Origin of the sequence: Ideonella sp. A 288, assembly GCF_002198735.1 — a bacterium.
Lineage (GTDB): Bacteria > Pseudomonadota > Gammaproteobacteria > Burkholderiales > Burkholderiaceae_C > Pseudaquabacterium.
In genome coordinates, this window is sequence record NZ_MWLO01000147.1 from 1 (window position 1) to 19,802 (window position 19,802).

Genomic DNA, 19,802 nt, shown 5'->3' on the forward strand with positions numbered 1-19,802 from the left:
CCTCCCGGAGCCCGCCCCATGCCCACCGCCACGCACCTGCTCGTCATCGATCCGCAGAACGACTTCTGCGACCTGCCGGCCGACTGGTGCGGCACCGACCCCGCCACCGGCGCTGCGCACGCGCCCGCACTGCCGGTGCCCGGCGCCCACGACGACATGCGGCGCCTGGCCGCCTTCATCGACCGGCACCGCGGCGCCATCGACGAGCTCACCGTCACGCTCGATTCCCACCACCGCCACGACATCGCCCACCCCGGCTTCTGGCGCGGGCGCGACGGCGCGGCAGTGCCGCCGTTCACGACCATCACCGCCGCGCAGGTGCGCGCCGGCGACTTCGCGCCGGCCGAGCCCACGACCACCGCGCGCGTGCTGGCCTACCTGGACGCGCTGGAGGCGCGCGGCCGCTACACGCTGATGGTCTGGCCGGTGCATTGCCAGCTGGGCAGCTGGGGCCATGCCGTCCACCCCGCGGTGCAGGCCGCCTGCAGCGCCTGGGAAGACGCGCACGGCCGACCGGTGCAGCACGTCATCAAGGGCTGCAGCCCGTGGACCGAGCACTACAGCGCGGTGCAGGCCGAGGTGCCGCTGGACGACGATCCCGACACGCAGCTCAACCAGGCCCTGCTGCAGCGGCTGGACGGCGCGGCGCTGCTGCTCATCGCCGGCGAGGCCGGCAGCCACTGCGTCAAGGCCAGCACCGAGCACCTGGTGCAGCACCTGCCCGGCGGCCACCCCGAGCGCCTGGTGCTGCTCACCGACGCCATCAGCCCGGTGGCCGGCTTCGAGGCCGCGCAGGCCGGTTTCCTGGCCGCGATGCGCGCCCATGGGGTGCGCACGCTCTCGCTGGACGAGGCCGCGCGCGCGCTGCCAGGCGTGGCCCACGCGGGCTGATCGCAGGCCGTGCGGCGCCGGCCCCGCACGGCGCTACAGGTCGCGCGCCACCCCGGACAAGCGCGACAGCAGGAAGGCGAAGTACGGCGCCACGCAGCCCAGGTGGCTGGACGGCGAAGCGGCACAGTCGTCCAGCGCCACGCCGGTGGCGCCGCGCGCGCGCATCGCCTGCAGCGCGTGCGTCGACACCCCGTACGGCACGGTCTGGTCGTCGCGGCCGTGGAACAGCCACAGCGGCGCGGCGGGCGCCCAGTCGTGCACGTTGCTGTCGCGGTCGAGCGCCGCGGTGTCGTCGGCCAGGTAGCGGTCGATGAAGTCGGCCTGCACGCGCACGTCGGCATCGTCGGGCACCGCGGCGCGCACCAGCTGCCGGCGCACCTCGGCGCGCACGGTCGACCCCAGGTTGCGCAGCAGGCCGGGTGAAATCAAGCCGGCGATCAAGGGGTTGTCGCGGCGCACGCGCTCGAGCAAGGTGTTCAGCGTCAGCGTCACGTCGAGCGGACCGGCCCCCGCCACCGAGGCCTGCAGCTGCGCCAGGTGGCTGCTGCCGGCGGCCTGCAGGGCCCGGTGGGCCGCCACCGTGGCGTAGCCACCTTCGGAGTAGCCGGCCAGGAAGAGCTGGCCGTTGTCGGCCACGCCCTCGCGCTGGCGCCAGGTGCGCGCGGCGGTGAGGAAGTCGACCACCGCCGCGGCCGTGGGCGCGGCCTGCAGGTAGGGGTGGGCCTGGCCCTTCGAGGCACCATAACCCACGTAGTCGGCGGCCACCACCAGGTAGCCCAGCGAAGCCAGCGCCAGGGGCGGCTCGGTGGCGATGACCCGGTTGCTGGGGGCCTCGGCGTCGCGGAAGGTGGTGCCGTGCTGGTAGCCCAGCACCGGGCTGGGTACACCGGCCGCCTTGCGCGGCACGGCCACCAGGCCCGAGGCCGTGACCTCGCGGCCCTGGCCGTCGGTGGTCAGGTAGGTCAGGCGATAGGCATCGACGGCGTACCGGGGTGCGGCCGGCAGGCCGGTGGCCCCGCCGCCGGGCCAGGCCGCGGCGATGTCGGCCAGCGACAGCGCGGCCACCTGCGTCGATTCCTTCAATGTGCCCGGCCCGGTGATCACCACCGGGGGCGGCGGGGGCACGGGCACCGGGTCGCTACCACCACCGCCGCAGCCGGCCAGGCCCGCGAGCGCCATGGCGGCGCCAAGCGCCCACGCGCGCAGGCAGCCGCGGCGCGCCAACGGGAGGATGGCCCTGCGGATCGGCGGCAATGACATGGTGGAGGCGCGCCGGGGCGCAGAGCGAAGCTCACCTGTCAACGCGCCAGCGGCGCCGCGGATGACCGGGTCGGCCCTCGATCGCCCGCGGTGGTGCCCACCCAGGCCACCGTGGCGCCACCACCTGGCCTGACGCACCCCCCAGGACAGGCCGCCGGCCCCGGCGGCCGTCAGGGCACTCGCGCCAGCTCGAAGTGCATGCCGTCGCGGCGGCTGAAGTGCCCGCCCCAGTAGAAGCCGAATTCGTGCGCCACCGGCACCAGGTCGTAGACGCAGCCTTCCTCGGTGGCCGTGGCCGGCTCGGCGCCCAGCTTGTTCCAGCGGAAGTTGATGTCGAAGGCGGTGGCGAAGGCGTGGTTGGACAGCACGCCGGCGGCCGCGCCGCCGCGCACGAAGCGCGGGTTGTAGGCACCTTCCCAGCTGAGCACGCGGTCGAGCAGGCCGCGGTCCTGCCAGGCCTGCCACAGCGCCCGCAACGGGTCCGCCCCCAGGCGATGGAACCACACGTTGCCGCTGGCCGGCGCCCCGCTCACCCCCGCGAGCTGCGGCAGTGCCACCTTCACCAGGTGGGTGCCGTCCCAGCCGTTGGTGATGCGGATGGCCTCGGGGTTGGACGCCGTCGGTGCGGCGACGAATTCGAGCGGACCGAAGCGCGCCTGCCGGTCGGCGTTGTTGACCAGCGGCGGGAAGTCCGGCAAGGCCGGGTAGGCGGCCTCGGCCTCGGTGTGGTCGACCAGCTCGAATCCCAGCATCGCCGCCTTGCCGAAGGACTGGTTGGCCACCACGCCGTCGACGTCCAGCTTGTGCCGGGCCTGGAAGGCCTCGGTGGCGGCGCGGGTCGGCCCGTCGAACAGGCCGCTGGCCTCGACGGCAAAGCCCTGCCCGCGCAGGAACACCTGCCACTGCGTCACCACCGGCCCGATGGAGCCGAGCTTGAGCACCTTCAACATCGCGCACCTCCTTCTTGCATCGCGACAGGCTACCGGGTGGATGCGCCGTCGGCATCCACGCGCTTGTGGAGCCCATGGTCCGCACCGCCGGGGCCGGGCTGGCCCTCGCGCAGCGCGACCAGCAGGCCGTCCCGCACGCGCGACAGTTCATCGGCCACCGCCACGGCCGCCGCGGCGCGCGGCGCCTCAGGGCCACCGGTGGAGGCGACGGCCTGCAGCACGCGGGCCAGCCCCTGCAGTTCGTCGGCGCCCACCGCCGCCGCGGCGCCCGCCAGCGAATGCGCCGCCTGCGCCACGGCCTGCGCCTCGGCCACGAACACCGGGTCGCGCAGGCGCTGCACGTCCGCGGCATGGTGGCCGACGAAGATCTGCAGCATGCGCCGGTAGCGCGGCCAGGCGGCACGCATCCGCGCCATCGCGGCCGCCACCGACAGGCCGCCGATCGCCTCGACGCGCGCAAGCTCCATCGCCTGCGCCTCGGCATCGTCGTCCGGCGCCGCAACAGGGTGGGGCGCGTTGGGCGCTGCCGCGGGAGGTGCCGGATGGGGCCGGCGCGCCGGCATCCAGCGCACCAGGCAGCGCCGCAGTTCGTCCGGGTCCACCGGCTTGGCCAGGAAGTCGTTCATGCCCGCGGCCAGGCACTCCGCGCGGTCGGCGTCGAAGGCATTGGCCGTGAGCGCGATGATCGGCACCGCGGCACCGCCCAGCAGGTGCCGGATGGCGGCGGTGGCCTGCAGGCCGTCCATGTGCGGCATCTGCACGTCCATCAGGATCAGGTCGTGGCCGCCCTCGGCGGCCTGGCGCACCGCGGCCACGCCGTCCTCCGCCACGTCCACCGTGATCCCGAGCATGGCCAGCAGGTCCGACGCCACCTTGCGGTTCAAGGGGTGGTCCTCCGCCAGCAGCACATGGGCGCCCTGCAGCGACACGTCCACTGCGGCCGGGCCGCTGGCCGCCACCGCGGTGGACGCGACCGCATCGCCCTGCGCCGGCCTGAACGGCAGCTCGAACCAGAAGCGGCTGCCGCGGCCCAGCGTGCTCTCGGCGCCGATGCGCCCGCCCATCAGATCGACCAGACGCCGGCTGATGGCCAGGCCCAGACCGGTGCCGCCGAAGCGGCGTGTGGTGCTGGCGTCGGCCTGCTCGAAGGCTTCGAACAGATGGGGCATCTGGTCGTCGCCGATGCCGATGCCGGTGTCCTCCACCTCGAAGCGCAGCCAGGTCTGGGCGGCCGCGTCGCCGCGGCCCGGCAGCGGCGCCACGCGCAACGCGATGCGGCCCTGGTGGGTGAACTTCACCGCGTTGCCCAGCAGATTGAGCAGCACCTGCTCCAGCCGCAGGCGGTCGCCGCACAGCCAGGCTGGGCAAGCCGGGTCGATCGCCATCGACAGTGCCACCGCCGGCTCGGTGGGGCGCATCGGCGCCCGGTCGCCCACTGGCGTGGCCTGCGACGCGCCCGGCAACCGTGGCAGCCGGTCGGCCAGCATCGCGACGACACGCTCGACGCTGTCGCGCAACGCGAAGTCGGCCACCTCGAGCACCGTCTTGCGGGCCTCGATCTTGGAGAAGTCGAGGATGTCGTTGATGACCTGCAGCAGGTGCTGGCTGGCGTCGGTGATGCGGGCCAGGTCGTCGCGCTGGCGGGGCGTCAGCGGGTCTCGGCGCAGCAGGTGCGAGAAGCCGAGGATGGCATTCATCGGCGTGCGGATCTCGTGGCTCATGTTGGCCAGGAAGGCGCTCTTGGCCTGGCTGGCTGCGTCGGCCGTCTGCTTGGCCTGCTCGAGCGCGATCTCGGTGCGCCGGCGGCACAGGATGTCCCACAGGTCCTGCGCCAGCAACTGCAGCTCTCGCCGGTCGGCCTCGTCGTAGCGGCCACTGCCGTCGGCGACGCAGACGGCCAGGCGGGCGCGGCCACGCTCGGCCACCTGCGCGGCGACCGCCGGGGTGGGTGCCCCGGACGCCGTGACGACGCTGTCGCAGCGGGCCACTGCCGCCTGGCACAACGCCGCCAGTTCGTCGCCGTCCGGTCCTGCGACCGACGCGCCGTGGGCCCAGACCTGACGCTGCAGCGTCAGGCCGTCCTCGGCCACGGTGTGCACGCAGGCCACCGGGCTGCCCGACAGGCGGGCGATCTCGTCGACGCCGGCCTGCAGCAGCGCGGCCTCGTCCAGGGTGCTGGCGCGCTGGCTGAGCGAGAGCATCGCGCGCAGGCGCTGGTCCTCGCGGTGCAGCCGCGTGTTCGCCGCCTGCAGCTCGGCGGTGCGGTCGGCCACCTGCGCTTCGAGGTGCTGGCGGTAGCGCTGCAGCCGGGCCTCGGCGTCGATGAAGGCCAGGGCAAAGCCGATGTCCTGTGCCAGCCGGGCCAGCAGGGCCTGTTGCTCATCGTCGAAGTGGCCCGGCTCGGCAGAGCACAGCACCAGGGCGTGCACCGGCTGCCCAGCCACCGGGATCGGGAACACGGCGGCATCGTCGACCACCACCGGGCGCCCGGCCGCCAGCGACGCCAGGTTCGGCGCGGCCACGGCGCCCGGCGGATCGGCCGGCCCCGCGGCTTGCCCGGCGCGGGCGATCGCTTCCGCCGCACCGGTGCCCGCCTCCAGCCGAACCAGGCTGGCCGAGCGGAAGCCGCCGCGGCCAACGGCGATGCGGCAGACCTCGTCGAACAGCGCCCCGGCGTCGCGCAGGCGCACGATCGCCTCGCTGACGTCGCCGAGCACGGCATAGGACTGGTTCAGCCGGCGGATGCGCGCCTCGTGCCGCTTGCGGTCGGTGATGTCGTGCCACACCGCCGACAGCAGCGTGCGCCCGGCAAAGCCCAGCCGACGCAGCGTGACCTCGACCATGCGCTCGCTGCCATCCGCGCAGCGATGGCGCGTCTCGAAGCGCGCCGGCTCGCCGGCCAGGGCACGGCCGGCCCGCTCGCGGATCGCGGCCAGGTCGAACTCGGCCTGGAAGTCGGACACCTTCAGCCGCGCGAACGCCTCGCGGCCATAGCCCAGCCCCGCGCAGGCGACATCGTTGAAGTGCACCACCGACAGGGTCTGCGGGTCGACCATCACGATGGCATCGGTGGTCTGGCTGAACATGGTGTCGATCAACCGCTCCTGCTCGGCGATCGCCCGGGCGCCCTGCTTGATCAGCGTGATGTCGCGGGCCACGCCCAGCACCCCCACCGACTGGCCGGCGTCGTCGAGCAGCGGCGTGCGGATGATCTCGAACAGGCCGCGCCGGCCGTCCTCGGCAAAGGTGAGCCAGCGTTCGCTGACGTGCGGCTGCCTCGACGCCATCACCTGGTGGTCGCTGCCAAGCACCGGTGCGATCGCCAGGGCGTCGGCCGACCCGGCCCCGGTGCGCCCGACGATTTCGGTCTCCAGCCGCCCGACCAGCCGCTCGAAGGCGGCGTTGCAGGCGACGAAGGCCCCGGCGGTGTCCTTCACCCAGACCAGGTCGGGGGTGGCGCGCAGGATGTCGCGCAGCCGGCGCTCGCTGTCGCGCAACTGCCGCGTGGTCGAGCCGTGGGTGATGGCGGTGGCCGCCAGTTGCACCGAGAACGAGACATGGTCCAGCTCTTCGTCGGTGGGCCGGGCCGATCGGCGCCGGTACACCGCGAAGGTGCCCAGCACCCGCCCGTGCGCACCGATGATCGGCTCGGACCAGCAGGCCGCCAGGCCGGCGCGGGCCGCCACGTCGCGGAACGCCTGCCAGTTGGGGTGGGTGGACAGGTCCTCGGCAACGACGCGCCGCCCGGTGTCCGCCGCCGCGCCGCACGACCCGACCAGCGGCCCGATCTCGAGCCCGTCGACCGCCCGGTTGTAGAAGTCCGGCAGGCTCGGTGCTGCACCCAGCCTCAGGTGCCGGCCGCTGTCGTCGACCCGCAGGATCGAGCACAGGCTGTCGGGGAACAGTGCCTCGTGGTCGAGCACCAGGTCGGTGAGCAGTTCGGGCAGCGGCTCGCCATGGGCCAGCTTTTCCATCAGCGCCAGGCGGCTGCGGTCGCGCTGGCGCCCGCGCTCCAGCTGCGTCACGTCGGTGACCACGCCCAGGCGGCAGGCGCGGCCGTTGTGCTCGAGGTCGTGCGACTGCACCATGACGTGGATCACCGAGCCGTCCTTGCGCACGTGGCGCGCCTCGCCCACCGCCACCAGGCCGTGCAGCGTGGCCACGCGCTCGACCAGGGCCGGCCGGTCCTCGGGCAGGTACAGGTCGGTCAGGTTGAGCGTCTGCACCTCGGCCTCGGCATGGCCGTACAGGCGCTGGAAGGCCTCATTGGCCTTCACCAGCGCCAGGCTGCCGGTCTCGTAGATCAGCATCGGCGCCGGGTTGCGGGCGAACAGGTGGCGGTACTCGCTTTCCACCCGGCGCAGCGCGGTGATGTCGCGGCCGATGCCCAGCACACCCATCAGCGTGCCATCGGGGTGGCGCACCGGGGTCTTGATGGTCTGCGTCAGCTCGCGGTGGCCGTCGTCGGCGAAGGTGAGCTCCTCCTCGTTGACGCTCGGTCCGTTGGCCGCCATGGCCTTGACGTCGTGCTGGCGGAAGAATTCGGCCAGCTCGGTGGAGACGAAATCGCGGTCGGTGCGGCCACGGATGTCGGCCTCGCGTGCGCCGTACAGGCGCTCGAAGCGCGGGTTGCAGGCCAGGTACACGCCCAGCGGGTCCTTCAGCCACACCAGGTCGGGGATGGCGTCGAGCACTGCGCGCTGGCGCACGCGGTCCTGCGCCATCGCGTCGTCCATCATGCCCAGCGCCAACGTGCGGGTGAGGTCGTGCTCGCTGAGCATGCCCACCAGCCGGCCCTGCTCGTCCACCACCACCAGATGCCGCACCCGCTCGGCCAGCATGCGGTCGGCGGCCTCGTTGATGGTGGCCGTGGTGCCGATGCTGTGCACCGGCGCGCTCATCACCTCGCCCAGCCGCAGCCGCGCGGCGTCGGCCCCGGCGGCGAACAGCCGCGCGGTGTCGCGTGCGGTGAGCACGCCCACCGGCCGCTGGCCGTCGGTGACCACCAGGCCGGCGTCGGGCCCGCTGGCCATCAGGTCCAGCGCGTCCTGCAGCGTGTGCTGCGGCGACAGCGCATGCGCCACCGGCTTCATCACCGACGGCACGCGGTGGCGCCCGGCCAGGGCCGCCAGGTTGATCTGCACGCGGAAGTCGGTCTCGCTGGCCACGGCCAGGGCTCGGCCGGCCTCGTCCACCACCACCAGCTGCCCGACCTGCCGCTCCACGCACAGGCGGTAGGCGTCGTGGCACGGCATCGAGGCCGGCACACACAGCGCCGGCACCATCACCTCGCGCAAAGCCGCCGGGGCGCAACGCGCGCCACGCATGGCCGACAGCAGGCCCCCTTCGGTGACGAGGCCCAGCACCCGCGAATCGGCGTCGAGCACCGGCACGAAGGAGATGCGCCGCGCCGCCATCAGCCGGGCCACGTCGACCAGGGTGTCGTCCGGGCCCAGGTGGATCACCGGCCTCGAGGCGATCTCGAGCAGGGGCCGCTGCAGGGGGTTGGACATCGCGGGACCTGCCGGATGGGGTGCGCGGGCCAGATCGGCGCCAAGGCGCGGGAGGGTCAGCCGGCCGGTCGCGCGAACCGGTAGATCGCGTCGTTGAGGTGCCGCGTCACTTCGACGATGTCGGCCTCGGTCCAGTTCAGCAGCACCCGGGACTGCCAGCGCTCGACCCAGGCCTTCAGGCTGGGCCAGTCGGTGGCCAGGCGCTGGTCGCGCCAATGCATGGCCGTGCTGTGGCAGGCGATGCAGTGGGTGTTGTAGAGCAACTGCCCGCGGGTGGGCGGCTGCGCCAGGGCAGCGCCGGGCGCGGTGGGCTGCGCCAGCGCACCGGCCGACCCGACGAGCATCGCCACCGGCCACGCCAGGATCATGGAAACGGGCTTCATGGCTTCACCTTTGGGCGCAGCATGCCACCGCCCATCCGCCCGCGGGACGCGTCAGGTCAACGAATCAGCGCCGCGCGCGCGGAAGCGGTCAGCCGGCGTCGAACTGCTGCGCATTCTTGCCGCGGAAGGGCGCATAGAAGGCCTTGATCTCGGCCATGTCGCGCTCGATGTCGCCGGTGGGATGGAACACCGGGCCGACGCCGGCCCGCTTCTGCGCGTAGTCCATGTAGGCCAGCAGGATGGGCAGCCGGGCGCCGAGCGCGATGTAGTAGAAGCCGGTCTTCCAGTGCTGCGTCTTGCTGCGCGTGCCCTCGGGCGGCACGATCAGCTGCACCGGCCCGTCGGCGGCCTCGAGCGCGGCCACCGACGCCGCCACCAGGTTGTTCGACTGCTCGCGCCGCACGGCGATGCCGCCCAGCCAGCGCATCAGCGCCCCGAAGGGCGGCCGGAAGATCGAGGCCTTGCCCATCCAGTACGGGTTCAGCCGCAGCACGAAGGCCGTCATCAGCGTGAACGGCAGGTCCCAGTTGCTGGTGTGCGGCGCGGCGATCAGCACGCACTTCTGCACGCCGGCCGGCAATTCGCCCTCGATCCGCCAGCCGGCCAGCCTGAGGAAGGCGATGGAGCCGGCCCGCAGCAGCGTGTTGACCCCTGGCGTGTCGAAGACGGTGGTGTGCATGGTGCCCAGCATACCCGGGGCCATGCCACGCACGGGCGCGCACGGCGCCCGCAGCGTGATCAGTTGCAGATGAAGTCGCGGGTGGCTCGCACGATGCGGCTTTGCAGCCAGTCGGTGCCCCAGCTGGTGACGTAGAACACATCGCCGGCAGCATTCACAGCAGGCTGGCCTTCCATGGGAAACGGCTGGCCCGGACGCACCGCCACGTCGCCCGCGGTGGCCCGCTTGTAGAAGTGCATCTCGACGACATAGTCACTGAGCTGCTTGGACCACGCCACCTCGCCGAGGTCGTTCATGGCGTAGTTTCCGCCGTAGGTGCCGTTGGCGCCGATCATCGTGTTGCGCACGGCGCGGCGGTCGTGCTGCCACACCTGCGGGCCGACGCGCCAGACCAGATCGCCGATGGCGTTGATGCGCACTGTGCTGTCTTCGGCCGGCGTGTTGGTGATGCGGCGCACGCCACCACCGCGCGGGTCGTAGGCGAACACGTCGACCTGCGATGTGCCGGCCACCCCCTCGGTCCAGGCCAGCTCGCCGAAGTCGCTGACCGCGATGCTGCGGCCACCGGTGCCCGCGGGACGCCGCACCGCCACCGTGGTGACTCGCGTGGTGGCGTTGTGGCGGCGGATCTCGGTGGTGCCATCGGCCGCGCGCTCGAACCAGTAGGCGTCGCCGCGGGCGTTCATCGCGATCGGCAGCGAGGCCTGCGCCGCGGCACTCAGCCGCGTGATCTGGCCGCTGGCCTTGTGCAGGTAGTAGATGTGGAAGGCGCCATCGGCACAGCCGTTGCACAGCGGCACATACGACGGCCAGGCGGCATTGCCGTTGCCGCCGATCTGCGGCATGTTGTAGCGCGCCGCATCGATGGTGAGCGCACGTGACGCCTTGGTCGTGGCGTCGTAGTAGTAGATGTTCTGGACGCCGGCCGAGTCGATGCCCAGCCACACCGCATCGCCGTTGGCGGCCAGGCTGGTGTAGGCCCAGCCCTTGCCCATCACCGCGGCGTCGATCGCCAGGTGGGTGTAGGTGCCAGCCGCGTCGCGCGTGGACATGCGCAGGCCGCCGCTGCGCGGTGACCACAGCAGATCTCCGCGGTCGTTGGTGCCCAGCAGTGTGAGCACGCCCTCCGTGCCGGGAATCTCCACCACGCCGGCGCTGGTGCCGAGCGCACACGCCGCAACGGACAGCCCCACCACCAGCTTGCGCATCCAGGATTCGATCATCTGCAGTTCCTCCGAGACGGCGTCTTATTGGGTGCGGTCGGTCCGGTAGCGCGCCGCCGCCGCGTCCGGTCCGTTGCCGCGCATGCGGCAGTTCGTGCTGCGGACGAACCGAAGCGCCGCGAAGGCTAACGTCAACGTTCAGCGCAAGTCCTGATGCGGATCAAGCCTGTGGGCGTTTACCGCTGCAGGCTCGACCGGCCGCGCAGATGGGCGGGGCCGGGGCGGCGTGCGGCGCTCGCGCAGTCGTCAGGCGCGCGTCGCGGCTTTGCGCTTGCGGCTCTGGCGAGGCTGGCGGGCCGGACCGGCGCCCGCCGCGGTGGCGATCAACTGGTCGAGCAGGATGTCCTGGTCGGCACTGAAGCGCTCGGGGAAGCTGGGCACCACGGTGACCAGCAGGTCGCCGCGCGGGCCCCGGCGCTGCACCGGGAAGCCCTCGCCCTTCAGCCGATGGCAGCTCACGTCGCGGCGCAGGCGCAGCGCGTGGAGGCCGGTGAGCGTGGGCACGTCGATCGTGCGCTGGGCGACCCAGGCGAAGCCATCCACCGGCATCGTGCAGCGCAGCGTGCCGTCGTCGTCGAGCTGGAAGCGCTCGTGCGGCTGCAGCTCCACGCGCAGGTCGATGCCGCGCAGCGCGTCGCCGGCGCCGGCGCGGCGGGCGTCGACGTGCAGCAGGTCGCCGTCGCGCACGCCGTGCGGCAGGCGCACGTCCAGCTTGTAGGCGCGCGTGCCCAGCGAGCCGGAGCCGCCGCAATCGGAGCAGGCCTCGCGGGCCATGCCGCTGCCGTGGCAGGCGCCACATTCGGTGGCGGTGCCGCCGAACAGGCCGTACCAGCCGGATTGCCGCACCGCACCCGAGCCACCGCAGGGCGCGCAATGGCCGCCCAGCACCCGGTGACCGAGGCCCGAGCACGCCGCGCACTGGAGCGTGAAGCGACCGCGCAGCGACTTGGTGCAGCCGGTGGCGGCTTCCTCGAGCGTGAGCTTGAGCTTGCGCAGCAGCACCCGGCCCGGGCCTGGCGCGTCGCCCTCCTGCTCAGGGTCGGCGGACTCGGTCCGCGCCTCGGCGCGCGGCGCCTCTGGCCCGGCACCGTCGGAGTCCTGGCCACGAGCCTCGGCTCGCGGCCGGCGGCCCGCGCCCGACGCGGCGCCGGCCGCGGGCGCCTCGTCGGGCGCGGGTCGGGCCGGTGGCTCGTCGGGGGCGTCGGGTGGCGCTGCACCGTCGTCCTCGGCAAAGCCCGCCCGGCGGATGGCCTCCAGCGCCTGGTTGATGCGCTGCATCCGCCGCACCGCGTGGGCGCTGGCGTTGCGGTCGGGGTGCCAGCGCGAGACCAGCCGACGCCAGGCGGCCTTGACCTCGCGCTCGCTGGCGCCGGGGGCCAAGCCAAGCTCGGCGTAGGCGGTGTCGGTCTTCAATTGCGCGGTGCCGGTGGGACGACCATGGACCCGCACTGTACCGTCGCCACCCCTCGCGAGGCTTTCAACCCCGGCTGGCACGTGGCCGTCGGCGTCCGTACACTGCGTGGCGCCACCCGTGGTGGCACGCCGCACGGCGTCCGGCAGGGCGCCCCGTCCCCTTCGCCAGGAGCCCGCATGTCCCAGGTCTTTCGACGGTCCGCGGCCTGTGCCGCCCTTGCCCTCGCCGCCACCGGCGCCTCGGCGCAGCTGGCCGTGTCGGCCAACGACAACAAGGTGACGCTCGACAACGGCACCAACCGCGTGGTGGCCAATGCCCCGCCCGACACCGTCAGCATCATCGACCTCGGCGCCAAGCCGCCGCGCGTGCTGGCCGAGCTGGAGGTGCCCACCAGCGTGGTCGGGCCGCCCACCAGCGTGGCGGTGGCGCCCGACGAGTCGTTCGCACTGGTCACCCGCGCCAGCAAGGTCGACCCCACCGACCCCACCAAGGTGGTGGTCGACGACACCCTCACGGTGATCGACCTGCAGGCCAGGCCGCCGGCGGTGATCGCCACGCTGAAGGCGGGCGCCGGCGCCTCGGGCGTGTCGATCAACAAGGCCGGCACGCTGGCGCTGGTGGCCAACCGCAACGCCGGCACGGTGTCGGTTTTCACCGTGGCGGGCAAGGTGCTCACGCCGGCCGGCACGGTCAAGCTGGGCGACGACAAGTCCGGCCCCAGCCACGTCGTCTTCGCGCCCGACGGCAAGACGGCCCTGGTCACGCGCGATGGCGACAGCGTGCTGTCGCTGCTGGCCATCGACGGCAGCAAGGTCGAATCGGCCAAGCGCGACTTCGCCGCCGGCCTGCGGCCCTACGGCGCCGACATCTCGTCGGACGGCCGCATCGCGGTGGTGGCCAACATCGGCCGCAACCTGGGCGACGCCGACACCATCAGCCTGATCGACCTGCAGGCCAAGCCGGCGCGCGTGGTGGAGACGGTCACCGTCGGGCCAACGCCCGAGGGCATCGTGCTGTCACCCGACGGCAAGACGGTGGCGGTGGTCATCCACAACGGCTCGGGCAAGGCCAAGGAGTCGCCGTTCTACAACGCCAACGGCCTGCTGTTGCTGTACCGGGTGGACGGCCTCAAGCTGGCGAAGCTGGCGCAGGCGCCGATCGGGCGCTGGTCGCAGGGCATCGCGTTCTCGAAGGACGGCACGACCATCCTGGTGCAGAACATGCTGGAGCGCGACATCCAGGTCTTCCGCTTCGACGGCCGCGCGCTCACCGACACCGGCCAGCGCATCGCGCTGAAGGGCGGCGGCGCAGCGATCCGCACCGTGGCCTACTGAATCGCGCACCGGGGCCGCGGGCCTGCCGCCCCGGTGGTGGGCGGCGTCGGTCGCCGGTCCGGGGGCGGCCTCAGGCCTTCACGGCCTTGCACTGCTTGACGCACTCGGCGCAGGCGTCGCCGCAGGCCTTGCATTCGGCGTGCTTCTTCTCGTGCTTGCGGCACTCCTTCTCGCACTCTTCGCACACGCCGGCGGCCACCTTGGCCAGCGCCGGCAGGTGGTTCGAGCCCTGGATGGCGAGCTTGTACAGCGCGTCGCACACCGCCAGCAGTTCGCTCACCGATTGCGCACAGGCCGCCATTTCCGTCTCGCCCTGGCCCAGCACCACCAGGCAGTGCGCCACGCAGCTTTCGCCGGTGGACAGGCAGGCCACCGACGAGTCGATCAGCGCCTGGTGCTTGTTGGCGCCATGCGAGTGGTGGCTGTGGTCGGCGGCGGCAGGCTTGGCCGGCGCCTTCGTGGCGGCATTGGCGGCGGCGGCCAGGGCGGCCAGCGCCGACACGGCGCTGCCTTGGACGAGGGTGCGACGGTTCATCAACGGGTCTCCAGGGGTAGGGGTGTCGAACAGCGAGACATTTCGCAAAGCCCACTATATTGAGTCATGCGCGGCCGCAACAAACTGACGCGCCACAAACCCCGAGCCGACTGCGGCACTTTCCCATGCACATCGCCATCGCCCCCGGCATCCGCCTGTACATCGACATCGAAGGCGCGGGCCTTGTCCCCGACGGGCCGCGCATGCGCACCAAGCCCACGCTGGTGCTGCTGCACGGCGGGCCGGGCTACGACCACTCGGGCTTCAAGCCGGCGTTCTCGCGCCTGGCCGACGTGGCGCAGATCGTCTACGTCGACCACCGTGGCCACGGCCGCAGCGACCGCCGTCCGCCCGACGAGTGGACGCTGGACACCTTCGCCGACGACGTGGTGCGGCTGTGCGACGCGCTGGGCATCGTCAAGCCGGTGGTGCTGGGCCAGAGCTTCGGCGGCTTCGTCGCCCAGCGCTACCTGGCCCGCCATCCGGCGCACCCGTCGCGGGTGGTGCTGTCCAGCACCTCGCCGCACCTGGGGCTGGCGCGCAAGCTGGCGATGTTCCAGCGCCTGGGCGGGCCCGAGGCCCGCGCTGCCGCGCAGGCCTTCTGGTCGAACCCGTCGCCGGCCACCTGGGCGCCCTACCTGCAGCACTGCATGCACCTCTACAACCAGCGGCCGGCCACGCCCGACACCCACGACGCACGCGAGCGCATCGTCTTCAACACCGACATCCTGTTCGCCTCGGCCAGCGGCGAGCAGCAGACCATGGACCTGCTGCCCGGGCTGGCCCGGGTGTGCTGCCCCGTGCTGGTGATGGCCGGCGAGCTGGACCCGGTGTGCCCGCTGGCCGACTCGCAGGACATCGCCGCGGCCATCCCCGCGCCCTGGGGCCGGCTGGCCACCTTCGCCCGATCGGGCCACGGCGCCTGGCGCGACGAGCCGGACGCGGCTTTCGCGGTGCTGCGAGAGTTCGTCGCCGGCGCGGGCTGACCGCCCGGGGCCGCCGCCGATGGCGTGTGCCGGCAAACGTCCACAAGTCACGGCCACCGCCGACGCTTGCCCGCACCATCGCCCGAAATGAAGGGCGTTCCGATAGACTTGTAACTCGTTGTAGCCCCCTTGGTAACAAGGCGGCATGAAAGTAGATCCCTGAGGGCAAACCCGTCGAAAGGCGGGGACGCAAAGCCACCGGCCTAAAGCGCTCATGCGCCATGGCAGCGGGGTTGCCGATGAATCGCCAGGCGCGCAAGCTTGGCCCGTGTGTGCTTCGGTGCGCGCGGTCGTCGATCTGGCGTGGCCCTCGCCCCTGTCACCGGAGCTGAGGCCATGCACACCTTCCCCGAAACCCTGCCACCGCCACCCGACCGCCGGCACCTGCGCCGCGTCTGGCTGGCCGCCTGCGCCGCGGCCGCGCTGAGCGCCTGCGGCGGCGGGTCGAACGACGCGGCCGTGCAGGCCGAGGCCGCCGCGCCGCTGGCCACCGGCACCACCACGCTCGAGCTGGCGCTGGACACGCCGGCCGCCGACGCAGCGCGGGTGGCCGTGCAGCCCACCTTCCACATCGCCCCGGTGCTGCTGGCCGAGCCCGACGACAGCGATGCCCGCCAACCCGGTGCGTCGGCCCAGCGCGGCCCGCGCACGCAGTCGATCCCGGCCGACCAGGCCCGCCTGTCCACCCGCGGCCTGACGCTGCAGGGGCTGGAAGCGACGCGCCGCCAGCGTGCCCTGGGCGTCGACCGGTCGGCCGACGACGCCACGACCACGCCGCTGGCCGGCAGCGGCGTGGTCTCGACCTACTCGCCGGCACAGATCCGCGCCGCCTACGGCCTGCCGGCTCTGCCGGCCGCCGGCACGCCGCTCACCGCCACGCAGGCCGCGCAGCTGGGCGCCGGGCAGACGATCTACATCGTCAACGCGATGCACGACCCCAACATCGTCGCCGAGCTGGCGGCCTTCAACCAGAAGTTCGGCCTGCCCGGCTGCACCACCAAGGCCATCGCGCCGACCACGCCGCTGCCGCTGCCCGCGGCGTCGACGCAGGGTTGCGAGTTCTCGGTGGTGTACGCCACCGCCAATGCCACGATGACGGCCACGGCGCCGGCCTACGAGTCGGGCTGGGCCACCGAGATCGCGCTCGACGTGCAGTGGGCGCACGCCACCGCGCCGCTGGCGCGCATCGTGCTGATCGAGGCCCCCAGCGCCATGACCGACACCCTGACCGGCGCCATCCGCCTGGCCAATGCGATGGGCCCGGGCCCGGTGTCGATGAGCTTCGGCGCCACCGAGGGCAGCTGGGGCGCCTCGCTCGAAGGCGCCTTCACCGGCAGCGGCATGACCTACCTGGCTGCCACCGGCGACTGGGGCACGCAGGTGTCGTGGCCGGCGGTGTCGACCCGGGTGCTGGCCGTCGGCGGCACCACGCTCAGCTACAGCGGCAGCGGCCCGCGCAGCGAGGTGGCCTGGGCCTCCACCGGCGGCGGCATCAGCCTGTACACCGCGCGACCGGCCTACCAGACCCACCCCGTGCCCGGCCTGGGCACGCCGGTGCGCCGCACCGTGGCCGACGTGGCCTTCAACGCCGACCCCGGCACCGGCCAGTACGTGGCCGTGATGTCGCCCGGCAGCAGCACCGTCAACTGGATCAGCGCCGGCGGCACCAGCCTGTCCACGCCGCAGTGGGCCGGTCTGGTCGCCATCGCCAACGCGCTGCGCGCCCTCGACGGCAAGGCCACGCTGGGTGCGCCGCACGACCTGCTGTACGCCAACGTCGGCAGCGTGCCCGGCACCTACGCCAGCACCTTTGCCGACATCGTCCAGGGCAGCCACGGCACCTGCGCCACCTGCACCGCCAAGGTCGGCTTCGACCAGCTCACCGGACTGGGCACGCCCCAGGTCGGCAGCCTGCTCGCCGCCTTGTCGGGCGCCACGACGCCCACGCCGCCGCCGGCAGCCACCGCGCCGGTGGTCACCTCCGCCACGGTCAACGGCAAGGTGGGCACAGCACTGTCGTTCACCGTGGCCGCCACCGCCCCCAACGCGGTCACCTGGACGCTTGGCGGCGCGCCCTCGGGGATGGCCATCAACAGCGCCGGCGTGGTCACCTGGGCCACGCCCGTGCTGGGCACGCGCGCGGTCACCGTCACCGCCCGCGACAGCCAGACCGGGCTCACCGGCCAGGGCACGATCACCGTCACCATCGCCGCGGCGCCGGCCCCCGTGGTCGCGCCTGTCCAGGTGAGCGGCAAGGTCGGCACGGCGCTGGCCGCACGCATGACGGTGACCCCGGCCACTGCAGTCACCTGGTCGCTGACCGGCGCCCCCAGCGGCATGAGCATCAACAGCTCGGGCGCCGTCGCCTGGGCGCGCCCGGTGGCCGGCACCTACACCATCACCGTCAACGCCAAGGACAAGAAGACCGGGCTCACTGGCCAGGGCACGCTCACCGTGGTCATCGCCCCGGCGCTGGCGCCGGTGGTGGCGGCCGTCGACGTGGCCGGCAAGGTGGGCACCGCGCTGTCGACCCGCATGGTGGCCGACGCGGCCAATCCGGTCACCTGGTCGCTCAGCGGCGCCCCCAGCGGCATGACGATCAATGCCAGCGGCAGCGTCACCTGGGCCCGCCCGGTGGCCGGCACCTACACCGTCACGGCCACCGCCAAGGACAGCCGCACCGCGCTCACCGGCCAGGGCCGGCTGACGGTCACCATCGCCGCCGCGGCCACCACGCCCACCATCACTGCCGCTGCAATGCGGGGCGTGGCCGGCAAGGCCCTGTCGGGCTCGATCTCGGTGGCCGATGTCGGCGCCACTTCGCTGTCGATCACCATCGCCGGGGCGCCGCTGGGCATGGGCTTCACGATGAGCGGCCAGACCATCGGCGTGCACTGGGCCAGCCCGGTCACCGGCAGCTACAGCCTGAAGGTCACCGTGACCAACCAGGCTGGCCGCAGCGCGCAGGCCACCGTGCCCGTGACGATCACGGCGAAGTGAACCTGCGTGGCCGGCAGGCGCCGGCCGCGCCGGCTACTGCCCGACCGAGCGCAGGCTCTGGCCGAGCAGGTTCAGCCGGTGCGTGTCGCCCGCCGAGAGCATGCCCGCCTGCAGCCAGGCGGCGCGCTCGATGGCGCACAGGCGGTGGATCAGCTCGTCCTCCACCGCCTCCACCTCGGCGGCGTCCTCGGGGCGCACGGCCTCGGTGCTCCACAGCCCGCTGGCATACCAGCCGGTGCGCAGTCGGTCGAGCAGGCCGTCGGCCAGGTGCAACGCGCCCTTCAATGCATCCGACTCGGCGCTGGTGGCCAGCACCTCGACGCTGTCGTGCGCCTCGGTGAGCGCGTCGTCCAGCTTCACCAGCCGGGTGGCCAGCGACTGCACGTCGCGCTGCGCGGGCACTTCGTCCTCCAGCCGCGCCAGGCTGGCGATCGAGCCGATCCAGCCCATGTCGAACTCGCCGGGCACCACGCGCAACGCCACGCTCACGCGGGCCAGCTGCGGCGTGTCGCTGCGCAGCACGGCCAGCGTGGCCTCAGCCAGCGCCAGCATGCGGCCCAGCGGCGACACCTCGTCGCGCTTCAAGCCGCGCGGGTAGCCCGACCCGTCGAGCCGCTCGTGGTGCTCGGCAATCGCGCGGGCAATCGACTTGGGATAGTTCGTCAACTGAGCGACCAGCAGGTGCCCGATGTGCGGGTGCACGACCAGCTGCTGGTAGCTCTCGAAATCGAGCGCGCGGTCGGCGTCGGCCTCGCCGAAGGCAGGGTCGATGTACATCTCGCCCAGGTCGTGCAGCAGGCCGCACAGCAGCGCGCTGCGCATCTCGGCCGCGCCGCCGCCGTGGGCGGCCATCAGCGCGCCGCACAGGGCCATGGCCTTGACCGAGTGGTCGAAGGATTCTGGCCGCGAGCCCTGGCTGGCCGTCAGCAGCAGCTGCGCCACCGAATGCAGCGGCAGCTGCGGCACGTGGGCGGCAATCACCGCCGCATGCGGGCGCACCAGGCGGGCCAGCGGCGAGTCCTCGGCCAGCAGCGCCTGCAGGGCATCGGCCAGCGTGGCGGGGGTGACGCCGTCCTCGGCCATCAGGCAGGTCTCGAGCGGATCGCGCAGCTGGCGGTCCTGCAGCTTGCGCTGCAGCTCGGCCGACACCGGCCGGTCGCGCGCCCACAGCTTGATGCCGGCGATGTCGAAGATGTCGCTCGACGCGATGATGCGTTTGGTCTCGCTCGCCTCGAGGATGACGGCCAGCGCATGCGGGTTGGCCGTCGAGAAGGGGGACTGCTGCACTGTCGCGCTCATGGGCGTGCTCCGGTGGCCGCGTTCACCAGGGTTATCGGCCGCGGGCGCGGACGCCGCAGCCGGCGAACGGCAACCGTTCGCAACGCCAGTGTCCGCATGCGTGCGTGGCGGCAAAGCCCGGAAACGAGGGCGCTTTGGGTGCCAGATCGCGTGCCCTCCAGGCGGCCGCCAAGGCGGCGCAGGTGCGGCCAGGCCCGATCGTGTGAGAGCCTTGTCGGGTTGGGGCTCGCAGCGGACGCTCTGCGTGCAGTTGTGGCTGGACCGTGTCGTGACGTTTCGGCGCTGAGGCGGCAAAGCCGCGGCCGGGCAGGCCGCAGCACGCGACCTCCGGCGGT

The 19,802-nt window shown here is 73.0% G+C and carries 13 protein-coding genes and 1 riboswitch; of the genes, 4 read left to right on the forward strand and 9 right to left on the reverse strand.

Annotation, left to right across the window (positions count from 1 at the left end; all coding sequences use genetic code 11):
• Positions 1–18: 18 nt before the first annotated feature.
• Positions 19–891: a cysteine hydrolase gene (locus EOINJALH_RS24975; RefSeq protein ID WP_088285292.1), complete on the forward strand. Its 873-nt coding sequence runs from the start codon at positions 19–21 to the stop codon at positions 889–891.
• Positions 892–924: 33 nt separating this feature from the next.
• Here the strand turns inward: EOINJALH_RS24975 and EOINJALH_RS24980 are convergent, their stop codons facing one another.
• From EOINJALH_RS24980 to EOINJALH_RS25010, 7 genes are all read right to left on the reverse strand, one after another.
• The gene (locus tag EOINJALH_RS24980) at positions 925–2,151 is read right to left on the reverse strand and encodes a S9 family peptidase (protein ID WP_088285293.1); all 1,227 of its coding nucleotides are present in this window, start codon (positions 2,149–2,151) and stop codon (positions 925–927) included.
• 170 nt (positions 2,152–2,321) lie between these two features.
• Positions 2,322–3,101: a M15 family metallopeptidase gene (locus EOINJALH_RS24985; RefSeq protein ID WP_088285295.1), complete on the reverse strand. Its 780-nt coding sequence runs from the start codon at positions 3,099–3,101 to the stop codon at positions 2,322–2,324.
• A 29-nt stretch (positions 3,102–3,130) separates the two neighbouring features.
• Entirely contained in the window at positions 3,131–8,614 is a 5,484-nt protein-coding gene (locus tag EOINJALH_RS24990; protein ID WP_088285297.1) for a PAS domain S-box protein, read from the reverse strand.
• Between the two features lie 56 nt (positions 8,615–8,670).
• The gene (locus EOINJALH_RS24995) at positions 8,671–8,997 is read right to left on the reverse strand and encodes a cytochrome C (protein ID WP_234414029.1); all 327 of its coding nucleotides are present in this window, start codon (positions 8,995–8,997) and stop codon (positions 8,671–8,673) included.
• A gap of 88 nt (positions 8,998–9,085) precedes the next feature.
• Positions 9,086–9,676: a 1-acyl-sn-glycerol-3-phosphate acyltransferase gene (locus EOINJALH_RS25000; RefSeq protein ID WP_088285315.1), complete on the reverse strand. Its 591-nt coding sequence runs from the start codon at positions 9,674–9,676 to the stop codon at positions 9,086–9,088.
• Between the two features lie 59 nt (positions 9,677–9,735).
• Positions 9,736–10,899: a hypothetical protein gene (locus EOINJALH_RS25005; protein WP_088285299.1), complete on the reverse strand. Its 1,164-nt coding sequence runs from the start codon at positions 10,897–10,899 to the stop codon at positions 9,736–9,738.
• Positions 10,900–11,145: 246 nt separating this feature from the next.
• Positions 11,146–12,312, reverse strand: a complete 1,167-nt coding sequence (locus EOINJALH_RS25010) for a DnaJ C-terminal domain-containing protein (RefSeq protein ID WP_088285301.1) — start codon at positions 12,310–12,312, stop codon at positions 11,146–11,148.
• A gap of 177 nt (positions 12,313–12,489) precedes the next feature.
• Here EOINJALH_RS25010 and EOINJALH_RS25015 point away from each other — a divergent pair, with 177 nt between their 5' ends.
• Positions 12,490–13,647, forward strand: coding sequence for a YncE family protein (locus EOINJALH_RS25015; protein WP_088285303.1), 1,158 nt, complete (start codon positions 12,490–12,492; stop codon positions 13,645–13,647).
• Between the two features lie 70 nt (positions 13,648–13,717).
• Here the strand turns inward: EOINJALH_RS25015 and EOINJALH_RS25020 are convergent, their stop codons facing one another.
• A complete protein-coding gene (locus EOINJALH_RS25020; protein ID WP_088285305.1) occupies positions 13,718–14,182 on the reverse strand; it encodes a four-helix bundle copper-binding protein in 465 nt (154 codons plus the stop codon).
• Positions 14,183–14,307: 125 nt separating this feature from the next.
• Between EOINJALH_RS25020 and EOINJALH_RS25025 the strand changes: the two genes are divergently transcribed.
• Both EOINJALH_RS25025 and EOINJALH_RS25030 read left to right on the forward strand, forming a co-directional pair.
• Positions 14,308–15,168, forward strand: a complete 861-nt coding sequence (locus EOINJALH_RS25025; protein ID WP_088285307.1) for an alpha/beta fold hydrolase — start codon at positions 14,308–14,310, stop codon at positions 15,166–15,168.
• A gap of 154 nt (positions 15,169–15,322) precedes the next feature.
• Positions 15,323–15,409, forward strand: a riboswitch (cyclic di-GMP riboswitch).
• Between the two features lie 95 nt (positions 15,410–15,504).
• The gene (locus EOINJALH_RS25030; RefSeq protein WP_088285309.1) at positions 15,505–18,168 is read left to right on the forward strand and encodes a S53 family peptidase; all 2,664 of its coding nucleotides are present in this window, start codon (positions 15,505–15,507) and stop codon (positions 18,166–18,168) included.
• 33 nt (positions 18,169–18,201) lie between these two features.
• Here the strand turns inward: EOINJALH_RS25030 and EOINJALH_RS25035 are convergent, their stop codons facing one another.
• Complete coding sequence (locus EOINJALH_RS25035) at positions 18,202–19,467, reverse strand: HD-GYP domain-containing protein (protein WP_088285311.1); 1,266 nt, start codon at positions 19,465–19,467, stop codon at positions 18,202–18,204.
• Positions 19,468–19,802: the final 335 nt, after the last annotated feature.

Excerpts from the sequence above, each read along its gene's own strand:
- EOINJALH_RS24975 (WP_088285292.1), top strand. The coding sequence starts at position 19 with ATGCCCACCGCCACGCACCTGCTCGTCATCGATCCGCAGAACGACTTC.
- EOINJALH_RS24980 (WP_088285293.1), bottom strand. The coding sequence starts at position 2,151 with ATGTCATTGCCGCCGATCCGCAGGGCCATCCTCCCGTTGGCGCGCCGC.
- EOINJALH_RS24985 (WP_088285295.1), bottom strand. The coding sequence starts at position 3,101 with ATGTTGAAGGTGCTCAAGCTCGGCTCCATCGGGCCGGTGGTGACGCAG.
- EOINJALH_RS24990 (WP_088285297.1), bottom strand. The coding sequence starts at position 8,614 with ATGTCCAACCCCCTGCAGCGGCCCCTGCTCGAGATCGCCTCGAGGCCG.
- EOINJALH_RS24995 (WP_234414029.1), bottom strand. The coding sequence starts at position 8,997 with ATGAAGCCCGTTTCCATGATCCTGGCGTGGCCGGTGGCGATGCTCGTC.
- EOINJALH_RS25000 (WP_088285315.1), bottom strand. The coding sequence starts at position 9,676 with ATGCACACCACCGTCTTCGACACGCCAGGGGTCAACACGCTGCTGCGG.
- EOINJALH_RS25005 (WP_088285299.1), bottom strand. The coding sequence starts at position 10,899 with ATGATCGAATCCTGGATGCGCAAGCTGGTGGTGGGGCTGTCCGTTGCG.
- EOINJALH_RS25015 (WP_088285303.1), top strand. The coding sequence starts at position 12,490 with ATGTCCCAGGTCTTTCGACGGTCCGCGGCCTGTGCCGCCCTTGCCCTC.
- EOINJALH_RS25020 (WP_088285305.1), bottom strand. The coding sequence starts at position 14,182 with ATGAACCGTCGCACCCTCGTCCAAGGCAGCGCCGTGTCGGCGCTGGCC.
- EOINJALH_RS25025 (WP_088285307.1), top strand. The coding sequence starts at position 14,308 with ATGCACATCGCCATCGCCCCCGGCATCCGCCTGTACATCGACATCGAA.
- EOINJALH_RS25030 (WP_088285309.1), top strand. The coding sequence starts at position 15,505 with ATGCACACCTTCCCCGAAACCCTGCCACCGCCACCCGACCGCCGGCAC.
- EOINJALH_RS25035 (WP_088285311.1), bottom strand. The coding sequence starts at position 19,467 with ATGAGCGCGACAGTGCAGCAGTCCCCCTTCTCGACGGCCAACCCGCAT.